This window comes from Vibrio sp. 704 (assembly GCF_033339295.1).
In genome coordinates, this window is the sequence record NZ_JAWOUH010000002.1 from 201,405 (window position 1) to 220,800 (window position 19,396).

Genomic DNA, 19,396 nt, shown 5'->3' on the forward strand with positions numbered 1-19,396 from the left:
CTAACAAAATTGGTAATCAGCTCGTCCATCTACGCCACTCTAGGCATCTTACTTACTCGCCTGTGCACGAACTTCAGTAAGGCGTTTAGAAATACGGTTCACATCTTCACGGCTGAAGATTTCATCTAGGTTCATCGACAATTTACGACGCCAGTTTGGATACTCATCCACCGTACCAGGAATATTGACCGGTTGATCCATTTCTAGCCAGTCTTCAAGCTGAACACTAAGCAGTGCAGAGTCACCCGCGGCTACGTGCAGTTGCAGCGCTTCGCTTAGGTATGAATCCATTGGCACGTACTGAGCATCATGACCAATGCCTTCTGGCAAATAGCCATGCCAGCGAACACTGTCTAGAATGCCTTGTTTGCACTTCAAGCGGTCAGCGAATAGGCCTTCCAACTGCTGCTCATCAGGGTACAGACCAATCTCACGCCCCATCTTCAAGTCATCACAGTGCCAGAAACCGCGTAGTGTTGGCATATCGTGCGTACACAGCGCAGCCATAGACTGCTCAGCGTAGTGCTTCGGAGAAATAAAACCGCCGTCGTCTTTTGATGTTTCGAAGAAGAAGACTTTGTACGAATGCACACCCGCATCACGAAGGATATCCACGATTTCATCAGGCACAGTACCCAAGTCTTCACCGATTACAGAACACTGATGACGATGAGATTCTAGCGCTAGGATTGCTAGCATGTCTTCAACTGGGTAGTACAGGTAAGCACCTTCTGTCGCTTTCTCGCCTTTTGGAATCCACCATAGACGAAGTAGACCAAGAACGTGGTCAATACGCAGCGCACCGCAGTGTTTCATGTTTGCACGCAGTAGCTTGATGTATGCATCGTAGCCAGTTGCTTCCAACACTTGTGGGTTTAGCGGTGGTAGACCCCAGTTTTGACCTAGTGGACCAAGAACATCTGGTGGCGCACCGATGCTTGCATCCAATACTAGCGCGCCTTCATCAGCCCATGTTTCACTACCAGAATCAGCAACACCAACCGCAAGGTCACGGTACAAACCCACAGCCATGCCTTTTTCTTCGGCTAGCGCTTGCGCTTCTTTGATTTGATCGTCTGCGATCCATTGCAGGTACATGTACAAGTGAACACGATCTTGGTTATCCTTGATGTACTTCTGAGTACCAGCTGCGTCGAATGTGCGGTATTTCTCAGGGAATACAGGCCAACCCCACATGTTTGCATCTTCTGCATGTAAATCAGCATGAAGTGCATCGAATGCAGCTTGATGTAGCAAGCTGTCGCCGCCTTTTTCAACAAAGTCCAAGAAGGCACGAGCGCGATCGGTGTTTTTGTCTAAATGGCGAGCTTTAAACTCACTGAATAGTAGCGGAAGAACGCTCATTTTTAGTTGCGAAACTTCGGTGTAATTCACCCAATGAGAGTCTCGCGCTTTTTGTAAACGTTGTTGGAACTCTGCGCTACCAACACGCTGTTGTGCTTCTGCACTTAGCGCGAATTCAGGTACAGAGCTTACGTCGATGTACATGATGTTCAACCAACGACGAGAAGACGGGCTGTATGGGCTTGCCCCTTCTGGATTCGCAGGGAACAGCGAGTGAATAGGGTTCAAGCCAATGAAGTCACCGCCACGAGAGGCAATATCACTCACCAGTTGTTTTAGGTCGCCAAAATCACCGATGCCCCAGTTATGCTGAGTACGCAGTGTGTAAAGCTGGATACTAGGACCCCATAGCTTTTTGTGTTGGTTTAGATCGTCTTGTTTGAAACACGCTTTCGGCGTAATGATCAATGACATCTCGTAAGGTGTTTTACGACGCTTACGACTGATGATCAGTTTGTGATAACCCCAAGCCAAGTTCTTTGGCAATGCAAACACTAGAGGGCCACCCTCAGCACGCTCATCACGAACAATTTGGGACTGAAGATAGCCTTCAAGTACCTCTCCTTGTTCTGTTTCTAAACGCCAGCTGAATTCACTCTCACGAGCACTCGTACCTAGGTTTAGTTCCACTTCGACTGGTTCGCCGTCGCGTAAAACAAGAACAGGGGCTAGTACGTCTTTTTTATGTTTCTTTTCAGCAGAAGCCAGTAGTTTTTCATCACTGCTAGTATCGTAGCCAAGCGAAGCGAGCAAGCGGCGTAGCGTCTCCTCAGACACTTTAGCCTCATCTCCCCAAGCACTGACATAGCTATCAGCCAATCTCGCCATTTCCGCGACTTTCTTTAATGCTGTTTGTTCTTTCATCGCTTTCTCCGAAGGTAATACCAACACCTTCCATGTAGGGTTTTATTGTTATCAATAACTTCTTTTGGAAAATGACCAAAGGTAGCGCTTGGCTACCTTGGTCTTAACTAGGTTCTATTAGCGTTTCACCGCTTCAAGTTTCCAGATATTGTTCACGTAGTCTCGGATTGAGCGGTCTGACGTGAACTTGCCAACAAGGGCGGTATTAAGAATGGCCTTCTTCGCCCAGCCAGCTTGATCTTTATATTGTTCGCTCATGTCTTCGTGCGCTTTCACATACGATGCGAAGTCCGCAAGACATAGGTATGGGTCACCGCCATCCAGCAGGCTATCGTACGTTGCACGTAGTAGGCCCGGTTGACCTGGAGTGAATTCTTCACCCAGTAGTAGGTCCATGGACGCTTTGAGTAGGTGATCCGCGTTGTAGTAGTCAAATGGGTTATAACCTTGAGCTTTTAGCGCTTTCACACCTTCAACGTCTAGACCGAAGATGTAGATGTTCTCATCGCCCACTTCTTCACGAATTTCAACGTTCGCACCATCCATCGTACCGATAGTTAGGGCACCGTTTAGCGCCATCTTCATGTTACCTGTACCTGATGCTTCTTTACCCGCTAGCGAGATTTGTTGAGAAACGTCAGCCGCAGGGATAATGATTTCAGCCATGCTCACGCGGTAGTCAGGGATGAATACCACTTTCAGCTTGTTACCGATGCGAGGATCGTTGTTCACCTTGTCTGCAATCTTGTTGATTGCGAAGATGATTTCTTTCGCTAGGTGGTAACCCGGTGCTGCTTTTGCTGCGAAGAACACAACGCGTGGCGTACACTCAAAACCTGGTTCATTAAGAATACGGTGGTACAGAGACAGTACGTGTAGCAAGTCTAGATGCTGACGTTTGTACTCGTGCAGACGCTTGATTTGAACATCGAAGATTGCATTAGTATCGAGCTCGATACCCATGTTCTCTTTCACCCAAGTTGCTAGGCGTTCTTTGTTCTCTTTCTTCACTGCCATGAATTCTTTTTGGAATGTCGCGTCAGTAGCGTACTTCGCAATACCTTCAAGTTGCTCTAGTTTCGCTGGCCATTCTGGGCCGACTTTCTCAGTGATAAGCTGAGACAGACCTGGGTTACAGAACTTCAACCAGCGACGTGGCGTAATACCGTTCGTTACGTTGTGTAGACGTGTCGGGTACATTTCGTGGAACTCTGGGAATAGGTCTTTCTTAACCAATTCAGAGTGAAGTGCTGCTACACCGTTTACTGCGTAAGAGCCGATTACACATAGGTTTGCCATACGAACCATGCGGTGGAAACCTTCTTCGATGATAGAAAGCTTCTGTTGCTTCGCGACATCACCCGGCCACATTGCACGTACGTCTTGTAGGAAGCGGTGGTTAATCTCGTAAATGATCTCCATGTGACGTGGTAGCAGGTGCTGGATTAGCGACTCTGGCCATGTCTCTAGTGCTTCTGGAAGTAGCGTGTGGTTGGTGTACGCAAATGTCTTAGAGCTGATTTCCCAAGCCGCTTCCCAAGCTAAACCTTTTTCATCCATCAGGATGCGCATTAGTTCAGGAATCGCAATCGTTGGGTGTGTATCGTTAAGCTGGATAGTCTCTTGCTTAGGTAGATCCGCTAGCGAGTAGCCCGCAGCTTCGTGGCGACGTAGGATGTCACGTACAGACGCTGCTGAGTGGAAGTACTGCTGCATTAGACGCAGTGTTTTACCTTTCTCGTGGTTGTCGTTCGGGTAAAGCACTTTAGTGATGTTACCTGCGTCGATCAGTGCGTGCTGAGCTTCGAAGTAATCACCATTGTTAAAGCTTGCTAGTGAGAATGGTGCAATCGCCTGACATTCCCAAAGACGTAGCGGGTAAACCGTGTCTGATTCGTAACCCACAATTGGAAGATCCCAAGGCATTGCTCTTACTGTCATGCCTGGTACCCATTTGCGAACTTCTTTACCGTTCTCGTTAATCACTTCAACGTGACCGTAGAAACCGATCTCTTGCGCAAGTTCTGGACGCGCAATTTCCCAAGGGTAGCCTTCTACACCGCGCCAAGCGTCAGGTGCTTCTTGCTGGCGACCATCTTTGAATGACTGTTTAAATAGACCGTATTCGTAATGTAAACCATAGCCGACAGTTGGGAATTCTTGTGCCGCACATGAATCCATGAAACACGCAGCCAGACGACCAAGGCCACCATTACCCAATGATGGGTCGCGCTCTTCTTCTAGCAGATCAGTTAGGTTGTAACCCAGTTCAGCCATTGCTTCTGTTACTTGTTCATACAGACCCATGCTGATTAGGTTGTTACCAGTCAAACGACCGATAAGGAATTCTAGCGAAAGGTAGTTAACGCTCTTCGCACTTTTAATGCGTGGATCTTCTTCTGTCGCAAGCAAATCTAGAGTAGTAAATTCAGCCAGAGCATGCCCCATTGCTAGGTACCATGCGCGGCTGTCTGCGTTTTCAATCGTATGAGCGTAAGTTACAGATAGGTGTTTCTTTACGCTTTCTTGGAACGACTTCTTGTCAAATTGTTTTTGTTGAGTAGGTTTCATTACGAAATTCTCACGTCTTTTGGTAATTCATCTGCCATACATCGTGCATTTACCTCTGTGAATAAACATCCTCCTAATTCTCATCCTTTGAAGGAGGAGGGCTGAGGGCGTAGAGGGGGTACCATTGCTAGGTTAGTGATCCAAATCTCAACAAAGTGAACTTTGCACCAGTTCTTAGTGATTTTGATCACAATGGAATGTGAGAAAGGTTAAAACCCGTTCATGACGCTTTTTATAGTCCACTCATCTGATGATGTGAAAATTGTAATATCGGTCACATTAACTCGGTCAGCGTAGAAGAACTTTTCGTAATCTATGTGCAACGCGATCTTAACGCTAACGAAACAAACGATATTTAAGTGACGACAATCACAAATAAAGGGCGTAGTTGATGGTAAATCCATCAACCCTTGAGAATTAGGAAGTGGATCAAAGTAACGAACATTTCTGATGTCGTAACATCCCACTCAGCTCACAGGATTGTACGCTTTTTATACAAACTAGAATTAGGCGATGTGAGTTATTTCTAGTTTTCGCTAGCTTTTATATCTAAGTGACCGTATGGAATGGTTTTTCAGACGGACGCAAGCCCCAACAGTAGCGACATTATCCGGCATTCAAACAGTGTTTTTGATGCTGATGACATCATTCAGTAAGACGGCTTTCAAGGGGGCTTTACTAGAATGATCACGTTGCAGTCATTTGGGTATACATAAATAAGGACATAACTACTAATGTGGATTCCATCTAAGCTTACTCGACCAGGACGCCTGCACAATGCCATCGTGCGCCCACGAGTGTTGGACTTACTACAGCAAGCGCCTTACTACAAATTGGTTTTATTCCGATCCCCAGCAGGTTACGGAAAAACGACAATGGCAGCGCAGTGGCTATACGATAAGCCAAACGTCGGTTGGTACAGCATTGATGACAGCGATAACGACGGCTTTCGCTTTGTAAACTATCTGCTTCAAGCATTAAACAAAGCCACCAACTTCAGTTGCGCTAACGCACAAAAACTGGCGGAAAAACGTCAGATCTCGTCTTTACGCTCCCTATTTAGCGAAGTGTTCGCTGAAATGGCTGACTTTCATCAAGAGTGCTACGTGGTGCTTGATGACTACCATTTAATCACGAATGATGAAATCCATGAATCCATGCGTTTCTTTTTAAAGCACATGCCAGACAACCTCACCGTTGTGGTAACCAGTCGTGCAGCGCCGCCTCTGGGCACTGCAAACTTACGTGTTCGTGATTTAATGATCGAAATCGGCAACGAGATGTTGGCGTTTGATACCGAAGAAACCACTCGCTTCTTTAACCAGCGTATCGCCGATGGTATCGATGAAGACATGGCGAACAGCCTAAGAACCTATGTTGAAGGTTGGCCATCGGCGATGCAGTTGATCGCATTACAAGCCCAACATCAAAACCGCACATTGGCACAAACTGTAGAGTCGGTATCGCAGTTCAATCACGCGCACTTGTGGGATTACCTGGTCGAAGAAGTATTTGACTTACTCGATCACGAAACTCGTCACTTTTTAATGCAAGTATCCGTGCTTGACCACTTCAATGATGAGCTAGTGTTTGCCCTTACCCAACGCGAAGATGCACTGGGAATGATTGAATCGCTTAACCGTTACGGCTTATTCATTTACCCGCTCGAAGGGGAACAGAACTGGTTCCGGTTCCATAACTTATTTGGCGAGTTTTTGTCTCATGAGCGCCAAGCTCGTATTCCTCAGCAAGAAAAAGATCTCCACCGCAATGCTGCTATCGCTTGGTTACAGCAAAAAGCACCACACCAAGCGATTCATCATGCACAAAAATCGAATGATAAGGACTTAGTGGTAGAGATCCTAAACGAATTCGGCTGGAAGATGTTTAACCAAGGCGAACTCAGCACACTGGAAAGCTCAATTAACAAGTTGGACGATGATCTGTTGTTCAGCCACCCAAAACTTACGATGCTCCGAGCATGGTTGGCTCAAAGTCAGCATCGTTATAACCAAGTGGGCCACCTGCTTGAAGAAGCGGAAGAGGAACACAAAAAGCGTAACATTGCGTTAGATATTCATTATCAAGGTCAAGCAAACGCGTTGCTTGCTCAAGTGGCTATCAACAGTAACCAGCCAGAAAAAGCTCTCGAATTAGCGGAGTTAGCGCTTAGCCAACTTGATAACACAATTTACCGTAGCCGAATTGTGGCGACTTCGGTTGTTGGTGAAGTTAACCACGTGCTAGGTAAACTAGACCGTGCTTTGCCGATGATGCAACAAACTGAAAAGCTAGCTCGTCAGTATCAGGTATATCACCAAGCGTTATGGGCAATATTGCAGCAAAGCGAGATTTTAATTGCACAAGGTTACGTGCAAGCTGCCTTTGAACTACAAGATTCCGCATTTCGTCTGATTGAAGATCAGCAGCTTCAGCATGTTCCTCTTCATGAATTTTTGCTGCGTATTCGCGCGCAAGTACTTTGGTGCTGGAACCGACTTGATGAAGCGGAAGAATGCGCGTACAAAGGTCTGCAAATTCTCGAAAACCATTCACCAAGCAAGCACTTACATAGCTATTCGATGTTGGCGCGTATTGCGATTGGACGCGGTGAATTAGACAAAGCCGGTAAATTCATTGAGCATATACAGCACTTGATGAAACAGTCGACTTACCACGTAGATTGGACTGCAAACGCTTCACTATCGTTGATTCTATTTTGGCAAGCGCGCGGGAATACCGATGCAATGCAAGAATGGCTCAACACTGCGGTTCGTCCTGAATCGGCATGCAACCACTTTTCTCAATTGCAATGGCGTAACATTGCTCGCGCCCACATTAACTTAGGCCAATATACCGACGCTCGTGCTGCGTTAGATTTTCTCCAAGGTGAAGCTCGTCGCACTAACCTAATCACAGATACTAATCGCAACTTAGTGGTTGAAGCGGTCCTTTCTGCTCGCCAAAAAGATGAGGAGCAAGCCAAGGCTCTGTTAAAAGAAGCATTAGTAATGACGAACCAAACTGGCATGGTCGGAAACTTCCTGATTGATGGTGCAACCATTGGCGGTCTGCTGGAGAAGTTGAGCCTCCGCCATGAACTGGGCGATCTTGAGCGTCACCGTGCTCAACAGTTAATGAAGGACATTTCATCGAATCAACGTAGCCGGTCGATTCACTTTGATGAAGACTTTATTGAAAAGTTGGTGAATCACCCTAATGTGCCAGAGCTAGTACGTACTAGCCCATTAACACAACGCGAATGGCAGGTTCTGGGGCTGATTTATTCAGGCTTTAGTAACGAGCAAATCGCACAAGAGCTGGATGTGGCAGGTACGACAATTAAAACCCACATTCGCAACCTGTACCAAAAGCTTAATATTGCTAATCGTAAAGAAGCCATTGTGACAGCTGAAAATTTGCTACAGTTAATGGGATACTGAACTGCTAGATAAACGGGTTAAAACGTAAAGTAAAACACAAGGGTTGACGTAACACGTCAGCCCTTTTTTATGACTGACAGAAAGAGAAGTGCAATTTGCAAAGCACGTAAGTAACGTTGTTCATATAAAAAAATAGCCAACCGCAATAATCGCGATTGGCTTATATTTAGTGTGAACAAATTGTATTCACTAACAACGTCAGTTGGCTAGGTGACCCTCGGCTTAAGAAGGGTCGAGCAGTATTATGCATTAATCATGCCAAAATGCAAAGACTTATTTTTGGGCACAAGATCTCATATAAGCTGGATTTACTCACGCGCAAATTATCAAAATGCAATTTTATAATGCAAATTGCAATTGCATAATGCAACCAAGATTGATAATTGATAGTAGAGTTAATCATCTCAAAAATGTAAACCAAGCATTAAAAGCTCGTTACGGCGGCATTGTCTCTTGGCGGGTAATAAAGATAGGCAACAGATTGGATATAAAACCAAGTAGTTACAGCACTATTTCATACTTTTTTCATCGCAATGTTTGTATACTCTCTGCCATCGAAACGACTTAGCATTAGAGCAATGAACTACTTAATTACTTTCTTCAAGGGAATCGCCATGGGTGCAGCAGATGTTGTACCTGGTGTATCTGGCGGCACCATCGCGTTTATCACTGGTATTTACGATACGCTGCTTGAAAGCATTCGACGCATTAACCCCTCACTTTTCTCTATCTGGCGAAAAGAAGGGGTTAAAGCCGCGTTTAATCACATCAACGGATTCTTCCTAATCGCTCTGTTTGCCGGCATTTTCACCAGTATTGCAACGCTAGCAAAGTTGATTACTTGGCTTCTTGACACACACCCGATCCCACTTTGGTCATTTTTCTTTGGTCTGATTTTGGTCTCTGTGTATCACATTATTCGTCAGGTTGAGCAACGCGATCTTGTCCGCTTTGTCATTCTGCTCGTTGGTGTCGGGTTTGCTTATAGTATTACTGTGCTCAAACCTTTACACATGGAACCAACGGCCATTAACACCTTATTCGCTGGAGCTATCGCGATTTGTGCGATGATCTTGCCGGGTATCTCTGGCAGTTTTATTTTGCTGCTGATTGGCATGTATGCTCCTGTATTAGCCGCAGTGAAAGGTTTTCAAGTCGATACATTAGCGCTATTTTTGTCTGGCTGCGTGATCGGTTTACTGTCCTTCTCTCACTTATTGTCGTGGTTACTACGCAAGTTCCGTGATTTCACCCTGATGTTTTTGACTGGATTAATGATTGGTACGTTGCCAAAGATTTGGCCATGGAAAGAAACCATCACTTGGCGCACCAATTCGAAGGGCGAACAAGTGCCATTGCTACAGCACAACCTATCACCATTTGAATTTGAACACGTGACATCACAACCTTCTCAGTTAGTACTTGCTGTCGTGATGATGCTTGCAGCCATTGCTCTGGTTTTGGGTCTAGAGAAATTCGCAGATTCAGATAAATAACTTTGGTATCAAACACATACTGAACCAAATAAAAACGGAGCCAATTGGCTCCGTTTTTATCTATTGGCTAAGGGCAAAACATCTCAATTGAAAACTCTGCTGTATTTGATGCAATAAAGTCCGTCGCGTTACTAAGAAGCTGGTCACCGAGGTATAACGCACAATTTACCGAGGTCACGAGTTGGCGAGCGGCGCATCTGTGCTACGATGCTCGTAATGTTAAGTGATAAATGCTGAACCTTAATGAAACTGTTACAAATCGCCGCTGTTTCAGCCGCATTAGTTGCGGGATTTTATGCCCCGACTCTAATAAAAAGCTTTTCTTCTTCCACTCAAAGCAAGTCAATAGATGAATACTGCTTTCTCTCTACAACCTCTTGCGTCCAAGAAAATGTTACGATGACGCTAAACTCAGAAACTGCTCAACCCTTGGTTCCTACCACTCTAAATGTTGAGTGGCATACAAGCGATGCTAAGCAACTCATCCTAAGTCTTTCAGGAAGAGAAATGGAGATGGGTGAGCCTAAGTTTTTGCTGAAGCAAATCGCTCCTGGCCAATATCAAGGTGACATCATTCTCCCGGTTTGCACGGAGGATGCAATGACTTGGGTTGGTGAACTCAGTGATGGAGAGAGTACCGTTTACCCTGCTATAAAAATGCAAAGATAAGGAATCGTTATGAGCCGCAATTGGTCCCTATTTCTCGTAGCTGCTTTCGCACTCGGGTTTGGCGTAAAGAGCTATTTAGATAATCAAAAAACGAAGCCAGAGCAAGTGGACAGTTCCACCTCTCAACAAACGGTATTGTTTGGGGAAAATAACCAAGCCGTCAATATCTTCGATGTGAATGACCCTCGCATCCGAGTCGTCTATTTTGGCTTTACTCGCTGCCCAGACGTTTGCCCAACTTCTCTTGCAATGCTGGCAGGAGCACTGAATCAAATTGACGACGCGCAAAAAGCGCAACTACGCCCGATGTTCATTTCTTTAGACCCAGAGCGTGATGAGGCCGATGCATCAGCAAAATATGCCCATTACTTCCATCCAATGATTGAAGGCCTATCGGCACCACTTGATGTAACGACACCTTTGGCACACAACTATGGTGTCATTTTCCGCAAGACAGAATTGGAAGGCTCGGAACTAAAATACACGCTGGATCATAGCTCTTACTTTTACTTCTTGAAGCCGGATGGCACGTTAATCACTAAAGTACCACATACGCTCTCACCGGCACCGATTGTTGAAGCCATTTCAAAACTAACGACCGAAGACTCTTCAAATGACGGTTAAGTCAGTGCTGAAGCAATTTTTCAATTTCCTAACTCATACCAACCCCAATGTCGAACAAGACGTCGACACGATCATTGACGCCATTGGGGGCATAGAGAACCTGCTAGAAACTGGTGCATGTGCGACTCGGCTGCGTCTTACCCTCAGAGAGACGTCCGTCATCGATAAGAACGCACTCAAAAATCATGGCGCGCATGGCGTCGTGATATTGGATGATCGTCATGTCCAAATCATATACGGCTTAAAAGCCAACACGTATTCGCAAATTGTGGAAGAGCGCATCACAAAACAAAGTTAATATTTTTGCAGTATAGCTACCCTCTTTAAAAAACGGCGGCTATACTCTTTTGGCTTAATTAACTCACTTATTTATTAACCAACGAAGAGGACACAAGATGATTGTATTGAATAACACTAACTGGGCATCGCAAGGGTAACCCTAACAGCACCAACTCTGTGGCATAACCACAACTTCCCCTTCTCTGCCCGGTCTTCACCGGGGTCAACTCTATCCGAATTAGACCCTAATGCGATTTGTATTAAGGCGCTTTGTTGCGTCTGGGATAATTCAATAATGAATCAAACACATACTTTTTGTGACACATTAGTTTCAACTTCAAACCCTCTAAAACAATTGGGTTGGAAACCATTTTTTCAGCAACAACTGACATTAGACGATTACGACAACACTATCTTTGCTCGTGTAATTGCGCATCACCGAAGTGGTTATTTATTGGCAACAGAAACTGGGCAAGTTCATCTTAATGCCCACCATTCTTTACCCAATATGACCGTCGGAGACTGGGTAATCTTAAATGAAGATCAGCAATTTGTTCGCTTACTGGATCGCTTGAGCCTCTTTAGCCGCAAAGCCGCTGGCAGCAAAGTGGCAGAGCAACTCATCGCAGCCAATGTGGATACAGTGTTTATCGTCTGTTCCCTTAACGACGACTTCAATTTAAGTCGTATTGAACGTTATCTTTCCTTGGCTCATGAAGCCGAAGTCGAACCCGTCATCGTGCTTTCCAAAGCCGATTTGTGTGACAATACTGATGAACTAAAAAGCCAAGTACAGAAGCTCGACCCTCTATTAGCTATAGAGACAGTCAACGGCTTAGAAATAGAGAGTGCTTCTAAACTCATGACCTGGTGCAAAGAAGGACAAACCCTCGCTTTTATCGGTTCTTCAGGCGTTGGCAAATCAACTCTTGTTAATGCATTACTCGGGCAACAAGAACAGGCAACTGGGCATATTCGTGAAGACGATAGCAAAGGGCGACATACAACTACATCGCGCTCTATCCATCTATTACCTGATGGCGGCATCTTGATTGATACTCCGGGAATGCGCGAGCTTCAACTAGCAGATTGTGAATCGGGGGTCAGTGAGGCATTTTCTGACATTGAGGCGCTCGCTCAGCGTTGTCGCTTTGGCAATTGTAAGCACCAAACTGAGCCAGGCTGCGCAGTTCAAACTGCGATTGCAAATGGCACACTTGAGGTTCGTCGTTTCAATAACTATCAAAAACTAACGCGAGAACAAGCCTTTAACGGCGCGACTTTGGCAGAGCAACGAGCACAAAGTCGACAATTCGGTAAACTTGCTCGCAATGCCATGAATGATAAGCGCAGGCGCCAACAAAGTTATTAATTTGTTGCGTTTGAGTTGTCAATAAAATCAAAGGAGACGAAAGTCTCCTTTTTAACAACTTTATTAAAAACCATTACTCATAACTAATGATAATTTTCAACATAAAAATCTTATTTAAATAACATTGAGCAAACATTTAATCCAAAAACAAACTAAAACTAGACACAAAATATTACCAAGCTAAGATATGTGATATTCAGCAAGAAAATGGCTGAATTTATAAAAACAGGATAATTGATAATCATGTGTCTTAGTGACCAGAAGCAATGCTCACCCCTTGCAATACAAGGGCATTATCGCCGTGTAATGATGGACTATTGCCCTGCCACTCTGGCATAAAATTGCAGGAATGATGTATGCAACACAACAGCCTCGTTGCCCGATATGCTCGTGGTAACCTCGTCGTCCAGATCCTTGTCGGTATCGTCTTTGGTATTTTGCTCGCGACAATTTCTCCAAGCCATGCCGAAAGCGCGGGATTAATTGGTAGCCTTTTTGTCGGTGCGCTTAAAGCGATCGCGCCAATTCTTGTGTTTATTTTGGTTGCCGCTTCAATTGCAAACCAAAAGAAAAACCAACACACTTACATGCGCCCAATCGTTGTACTGTACCTGATGGGTACATTCTTCGCGGCGCTATCAGCAGTGGTTCTAAGCTTCCTTTTCCCGACCAATTTAACGCTTGTCACCGGCGCTGAAGGTGCAACGCCTCCTCAAGGTATTGCTGAAATTCTACGCACATTGTTGTTTAAACTGGTCGACAACCCAGTAAATGCACTAGTAGAAGCAAACTACATCGGCATTCTTGCTTGGGGTGTGGGTCTGGGTCTTGCACTACACCACGCATCGGCAACAACGAAGGCCGTATTTGAAGATCTAAGCCACAGCGTGTCTCACATTGTGCGCTTTATCATTCGTCTTGCACCATTTGGTATCTTTGGCTTGGTTGCTTCAACGTTTGCGACAACGGGCTTTAGCGCACTAGCAAGCTACGCACACCTTCTGGCGGTTCTTCTTGGCGCAATGATGATCATCGCACTCGTTGTAAACCCAGCGATCGTGTTCGTTAAAACCAAACAAAACCCTTACCCACTTGTATTCCGTTGTCTACGTGAAAGTGGTGTAACTGCGTTCTTCACTCGTTCAAGTGCGGCGAATATTCCAGTAAACATGGCACTATGTGAGAAGCTAAAACTGGACGAGGATACATACTCAGTATCTATCCCTCTAGGTGCGACCATCAACATGGCTGGTGCTGCAATCACTATCACAACACTAACGCTTGCAGCTGTGCACACTATGGGTATCGAAGTTGATCTACTGACTGCGCTACTGCTCAGTATTGTGGCTGCGGTTTCTGCATGCGGCGCATCAGGTGTTGCAGGTGGCTCTCTACTACTTATCCCACTTGCGTGTGGCCTGTTTGGTATCTCAAACGACGTAGCAATGCAGGTTGTAGCGGTTGGCTTCATTATCGGTGTGATTCAAGACTCTGCAGAAACTGCGCTAAACAGCTCAACAGACGTTGTCTTTACGGCAGCAGTTTGTAAATCAGAGCAGCAAAAAGCTCAGTAAGACTGACAGAACAAAGAGAAAGGGGAGCCGATGATGGCTCCCCTTTTTTGTTTAATTGCGCTCAATTACGCGGTGACCAAAGCCACCTCTTCAATTGAGAAATGCTTACTTGGCTCAACAAACTCTTGCTGCGCAGCAATAGTTTGCAGCTCCCATTCGCCTGCATGGTACGTTGCACTTAACACCCCGTAGCATGCGTCATGACAATGTTGGAAAGCTTGCTTGGGAGACCAGCCTTTTAAGAGTCCCGCGGTAAAGATAGCTGAAATAAGATCGCCCACGCCAACAGGTTGTTTAGCAAACTCAAATTGAGGACGCTTCGCAAGGTAAATGCCTTCTTGCGTAGCCAATAGCATGTTGAAGCTGCCATTTTCTAGGCAGTAAAGGTGCTTAACTAGCACCACTTTTGGACCTTTTTCTAGCGCACGTTGGCATGCGGTGATCGCATCGTCTAGTGAGTGGATTTCCATCTCAGAAAATTGACTTAGCTCGAATTGGTTCGGAACGATCACGTCCGCCATTGGCATCAAACGCGTTAGAAGATTTTCAGCAATGCCCGGAGCCACAATGCAGCCTTTGTCTGGCGCGCCCATTACAGGGTCGCAAACGTAAAGTGCGTTCGGGTTTGCTTGTTTCACTTTCGTCACGGTATCTTCAACAGCAAGGCACTGCTCTGCACTACCTTGGTAGCCCGTCAATACCGCTTGGCACTTTTCCAGCGCGCCGATGTTACCAAGTCCACGAACTAACTCGCTGATGTCTTCAGCCGCAAACGCTCGCCCAGTCCAGCCTTCTTGATACTGCGTGTGGTTAGAAAATTGAACGGTATGAATCGGCCATACTTCGAAGCCCATGCGTTGCATTGGGAAAACGGCACTGCTGTTACCAGCATGACCAAAAGAAACATGAGATTGTATAGAGAGGATACCTTGCATAGTACCTTACCTCTTATTGTAGTTATCGATAGTTCAAAGACAGCGGCAAGCGCCAGTTTTGCGAAACCAGTAGTGTATCCGACAAACCAAGATTCTCTAACTCAATTCTCCTCAATATCTTCAGAGTAAGTTGGAGCGTTGGTTTTCAACACCATCTTCTTAATTTCCATTTTGTCTTTATTCAGTGCGATTTCTAGGGTATCTCCTTCCCTTATCCCGAGCTGAGCCAGGATTACGCTTGGAATGACTACGGCGGTGTCGTCACCGATTTTAACAGGTTGACTTATCATCTTTCGTCCTCCAAATGTCGAAAATGAGTTTTCACGTCATTGGATGTCTAGCCTCAAATACGTTGAGCTGACTTGGGTTTGGCGTAAATGCCTAAAAACAAAGAGCCTTCCACACCGCGTTTGGGAAGGCTCTTTTTGTATTATTTTTTAATTTGCTAAAGGCTCATGCTTCGCAGCAATCAGACCGTAAGCACTCCAGCCTAGGAAGGTTACGATAGAGCCCCACATCATCGCTTCGTAGCCGGAGCCGTAAAGCGCATAGAAGCTGTACAGAGAGCCAATCAGAGCGATAACGTTGGTGGTTTTCATCTCGCGCTCTGGCACGTGCGCCACTTGCTGCATAATAAAGATTGCGCCCATACATAAGATGTAAGGAATAACGTTTGTTACTACCGCTAGGTTAACCAGTGCTTCGAACTGCTCGTTCAGCGTTGGAGAAATCGTCATTAGAGACAATACTGATTGGATGATAGTAATCGCGATCATACCTTTGATCGGTGTGCCGCGTTTGTCCACTTGAGAGAACAATTTAGGGAAGAAGCCCGCGTCAGAAGACGATTTGAACACTGACGCGATAGTGAATTGCCAACCCAATAGAGAGCCCGCACAAGCCAATACCGCCATACCCGCAACCACTTTACCAGCAGCAGAACCTAGCATCACTGTCCATACGGTTGAGAATGGCGCTGTAGAAGCGGCAAGCTCAGAGTTTGCAACGATACCAGAACAGATGTTTGTCGATACAATGTAAACCACAGCCGCGATTAGCGTACCGCCTAGCACTGCGATTGGTACGTTCTTCTCTGGGTTTTCTACCGCTTCAGAGTTCGCACAAGCTGATTCAAGACCAAGGAATGCCCATAGAGTCATCGCAATAGAAGCACTCATCGCTTCACCAAATGGCAAGCTGTGTGGGTTCCAAGCTTCAATGTACATGGTTGGGTTAAACCAGAACCACCCAACAATACCCAATGAACACACTGGTAGGATTACGCCCCACACGGTGAATGTACCAATTTGACCTGTGATTTTCGCGCCACCGAAGTTAGCGAAAGTACAAATCCAAAGAATGGCGATAGTGTACAAACAGGTTTCGACCGGAGATAGGGTCACTTCAAAGAATGCGGAGCCGTAACCCACACAAGTAATCGCGATCGCAATGTTCGCAATAAGGAGTGACAAACCGTAAGTCCAGCCCGCCATAAATGCACCCGATTTACCAAATGCATAAGACGCGTAACCGTTCATACCGCCGTCACGTTTACTAAAGCGACCACATTTTGCGAACACGTAAGCCAACGCTAAAGAGCCCGCTGCCGTGATCAGCCAAGACAACACAGAAATGGTGCCCACTTGCGCCAGTTTACTTGGCAGCATGATGATGCCGGAGCCGGCCATGTTGATGAATGTCAGAATGGTTAACTGCACCACCGACATTTTTTTAGTTTCAGTACTCATAAATTATTCTCCACGAATAAGCGGTTCGCACCGACGCCGGAGCGTGGTGCGAACGGGTAGATTAATCTTTTAGGACATAACAATGTGCGGTAGTGCGACCGTTAACATCTTCAAGGTACACACCTTGAATTTCTGGCGCGAAGCCTGGGAAGCGGTTAATGCCTTCTTCTAGAGATAGGAAGTAATCCACCACCTGTTGAGTCCAGACTTCACCAGTGATCACACAGATAATACCTGGAGGGTAAGGAAGTGCACCTTCAGCGGCTACGCAGCCCACGGCCTCTTTAAGTGGTAGGTAATTGCATTCACCACGGAAGTATTTGCGTGTTGCTACGTCAGGTTTGTGAACCATTTGTGGGAAGTACTCGCTGCGGAACATCGCTTTTTGTAACTGTTTCACGTTCAGCTCTTTGTACATGTCATGCATTTCCTGACATAGCTGACGGATGGTGTAGCCACGGTAGCGTTCTTTATTCGCTTCGTAGACGCTTGGAAGTACGATACTTAAAGGGGCATCATCACGGATGAATTTTTCGAATCGGTTAATTTGAGCCACAAGGTGACGGATCTTACCCATATCTTCCGCAGGAGTGAGTAGGAACAAGATAGAGTTCAAGTCGCACTTTTCAGGGATGATGCCATTTTCACGAAGGAAGTTCGCTAAAAGCGTTGCAGGAATACCGAAATCTGCGTAGCTGCCATCTTCAGCAATACCTGCTGTGGTTAGTAGCAATTTACATGGGTCAACGAAGTATTGACCTTCACCGTACCCCTCGAATTTGTGCCAGCTTGCGTTTGGCTCAAACATGAAGAATTTCTTGTTCGTTGCGATCACGTCAGTGTCGTAGCTGCCCCAAGGTTGGCCTTCGACTTCATCTGGAATGAACGGACGAATCAATTCACAACTCTTAAGGATTTCTTTACGCGCTTCGATACCTGTCTTAACCGCATCGCGCCATAAACGCAGACCTGCTTCGCCGTCGTGGATCTTCGCGTTCACATCAAGCGCAGAGAACAGTGCGTAGAATGGTGAAGTCGATGCGTGCATCATAAACGCGTTGTTAAAGCGTTTGTGGTTACAGTAACGAGCTTGACCTTTGATATGGCGGTCTTTTTTGTGGATTTGCGATGTTTGAGAGAAGCCAGCTTGTTGTTTGTGAACAGACTGAGTCACGATCACACCTGCGTCTTCTGGTTTCAAATCCAGCAGCAGTGGTGAACAGTCTTTCATCATCGGGATGAACTGCTCGTAACCAACCCACGCAGAGTCAAACAGGATGTAGTCACAAAGGTGACCTATCTTATCCATCACGTAGCGAGCGTTGTAGATAGTACCGTCATAAGTACCAAGTTGGATAATAGCAAGACGGAAAGGACGTTCATCGCGTGCACGTTCTGGGTCCACTTTCGCGATTTGAGCACGAATGTATTCTTCATCGAAACAGTGTTCATCCATACCACCGATAAAGCCCCAAGGGTTACGCGCCGTTTCTAAGTAAACTGGCATACCACCCGCTTGGATTAACGCACCGTGGTGGTTCGATTTGTGGTTGTTACGGTCGAACAGTACCAAATCACCTTCAGTTACCAGCGCGTTACAGACTACTTTGTTTGAAGCAGAAGTGCCGTTAAGTACGAAGTAAGTTTTGTCCGCGTTAAATACTTTTGCAGCGTGCGCCTGCGCTTGATGTGCAGAACCTTCGTGGATCAGCAAGTCACCTAAATCCACGTCCGCATTACACAAGTCACTACGGAACAGGTTTTCACCGAAGAAATCGTAGAACTGTTTACCAGCTGGGTGTTTTTTGAAGAACTGACCACCTTGGTGTCCCGGACAGTCAAACGCTGAGTTACCCATCTCAACATAGTGCGTTAATTGCTTGAAGAAAGGAGGAAGCAGACGACATTCGTACTTGGTTACTGCTTCGTTGATTTGACGACAGTAGTACTCAATAGATTGTCTTTCTAAATCGATAACGCCAGTTAGCCAAACGTAATCTTCTGCCGAAACTGGGTTTTCATCCGTTACTAAGAAAACTGGAATACCGTAACCCGTTTCGGAAATCATTTTATGCAGACCTGCTTTAATGTCTGCTGAAGTAATAATAGCCGCACCAACGTCGGTTAATTCAACTTGCTCTAAAGGTTGTAAATGACGATTAAATTGTTCATCTAAAGATTCAGCTAATAAACTGAAGTCTTCTGGCATGTAATTACTAACACCTATAATTAAACTTTTCATTTGGAATATCTCTTTTTTGTTCTTTAAAATTGACAAGTACAGATATTACAAACTAAAACGATATTTAAAATTCAAAAAACAAATTTCGTGATTAAATTTTCACATTTAAAAGACTTATTTCCTCGAATTAAAATTTCGCGACCTTCATCACTTTCCAATTGATAGTCCAATGATATTGAAACCAGAATTAAAAGGAAAAATAATTAAAAATTGT

The 19,396-nt window shown here is 45.5% G+C and carries 13 protein-coding genes; 7 read left to right on the forward strand and 6 right to left on the reverse strand.

What is annotated here, in order from left to right:
• Positions 1–48: 48 nt before the first annotated feature.
• Positions 49–2,229, reverse strand: a complete 2,181-nt coding sequence (malQ, locus tag R7R24_RS04855; RefSeq protein ID WP_005374838.1) for a 4-alpha-glucanotransferase — start codon at positions 2,227–2,229, stop codon at positions 49–51.
• 117 nt (positions 2,230–2,346) lie between these two features.
• On the reverse strand, positions 2,347–4,800 hold the full coding sequence (locus R7R24_RS04860; protein ID WP_005374836.1) for a glycogen/starch/alpha-glucan phosphorylase: 2,454 nt from the start codon (positions 4,798–4,800) through the stop codon (positions 2,347–2,349).
• Positions 4,801–5,534: 734 nt separating this feature from the next.
• Here R7R24_RS04860 and malT point away from each other — a divergent pair.
• The 7 genes from malT (at position 5,535) to sstT (ending at position 14,257) form a co-directional block, all read left to right on the forward strand.
• Entirely contained in the window at positions 5,535–8,243 is a 2,709-nt protein-coding gene (gene malT, locus R7R24_RS04865; protein WP_318119454.1) for an HTH-type transcriptional regulator MalT, read from the forward strand.
• Positions 8,244–8,821: 578 nt separating this feature from the next.
• Entirely contained in the window at positions 8,822–9,739 is a 918-nt protein-coding gene (locus R7R24_RS04870) for a DUF368 domain-containing protein (protein ID WP_031778872.1), read from the forward strand.
• A gap of 243 nt (positions 9,740–9,982) precedes the next feature.
• Positions 9,983–10,408 (forward strand): hypothetical protein, encoded by a 426-nt coding sequence (locus R7R24_RS04875; protein WP_031778871.1) that lies wholly within the window; start codon positions 9,983–9,985, stop codon positions 10,406–10,408.
• Between the two features lie 9 nt (positions 10,409–10,417).
• Positions 10,418–11,032: an SCO family protein gene (locus R7R24_RS04880; protein WP_005374827.1), complete on the forward strand. Its 615-nt coding sequence runs from the start codon at positions 10,418–10,420 to the stop codon at positions 11,030–11,032.
• Positions 11,022–11,330 (forward strand): glucose PTS transporter subunit EIIB, encoded by a 309-nt coding sequence (locus R7R24_RS04885; protein WP_005374825.1) that lies wholly within the window; start codon positions 11,022–11,024, stop codon positions 11,328–11,330. The genes R7R24_RS04880 and R7R24_RS04885 overlap by 11 nt, the downstream gene beginning before the upstream one ends.
• Positions 11,331–11,606: 276 nt before the next feature.
• Positions 11,607–12,683, forward strand: coding sequence for a ribosome small subunit-dependent GTPase A (gene rsgA / locus R7R24_RS04890; protein ID WP_005374823.1), 1,077 nt, complete (start codon positions 11,607–11,609; stop codon positions 12,681–12,683).
• A 356-nt stretch (positions 12,684–13,039) separates the two neighbouring features.
• Complete coding sequence (sstT, locus tag R7R24_RS04895; RefSeq protein ID WP_005374821.1) at positions 13,040–14,257, forward strand: serine/threonine transporter SstT; 1,218 nt, start codon at positions 13,040–13,042, stop codon at positions 14,255–14,257.
• Between the two features lie 65 nt (positions 14,258–14,322).
• Here sstT and pdxY read toward each other — a convergent pair whose 3' ends face one another.
• The 4 genes from pdxY to speF form a co-directional block, all read right to left on the reverse strand.
• The gene (gene pdxY, locus R7R24_RS04900; RefSeq protein WP_054574874.1) at positions 14,323–15,192 is read right to left on the reverse strand and encodes a pyridoxal kinase PdxY; all 870 of its coding nucleotides are present in this window, start codon (positions 15,190–15,192) and stop codon (positions 14,323–14,325) included.
• A gap of 101 nt (positions 15,193–15,293) precedes the next feature.
• Positions 15,294–15,482, reverse strand: a complete 189-nt coding sequence (locus R7R24_RS04905) for an AbrB/MazE/SpoVT family DNA-binding domain-containing protein (protein WP_005374817.1) — start codon at positions 15,480–15,482, stop codon at positions 15,294–15,296.
• Positions 15,483–15,629: 147 nt separating this feature from the next.
• Entirely contained in the window at positions 15,630–16,940 is a 1,311-nt protein-coding gene (gene potE, locus R7R24_RS04910; protein ID WP_318119455.1) for a putrescine-ornithine antiporter, read from the reverse strand.
• Positions 16,941–17,001: 61 nt separating this feature from the next.
• Positions 17,002–19,182, reverse strand: a complete 2,181-nt coding sequence (speF, locus tag R7R24_RS04915) for an ornithine decarboxylase SpeF (RefSeq protein WP_054579955.1) — start codon at positions 19,180–19,182, stop codon at positions 17,002–17,004.
• Between the last annotated feature and the right edge of the window lie 214 nt (positions 19,183–19,396).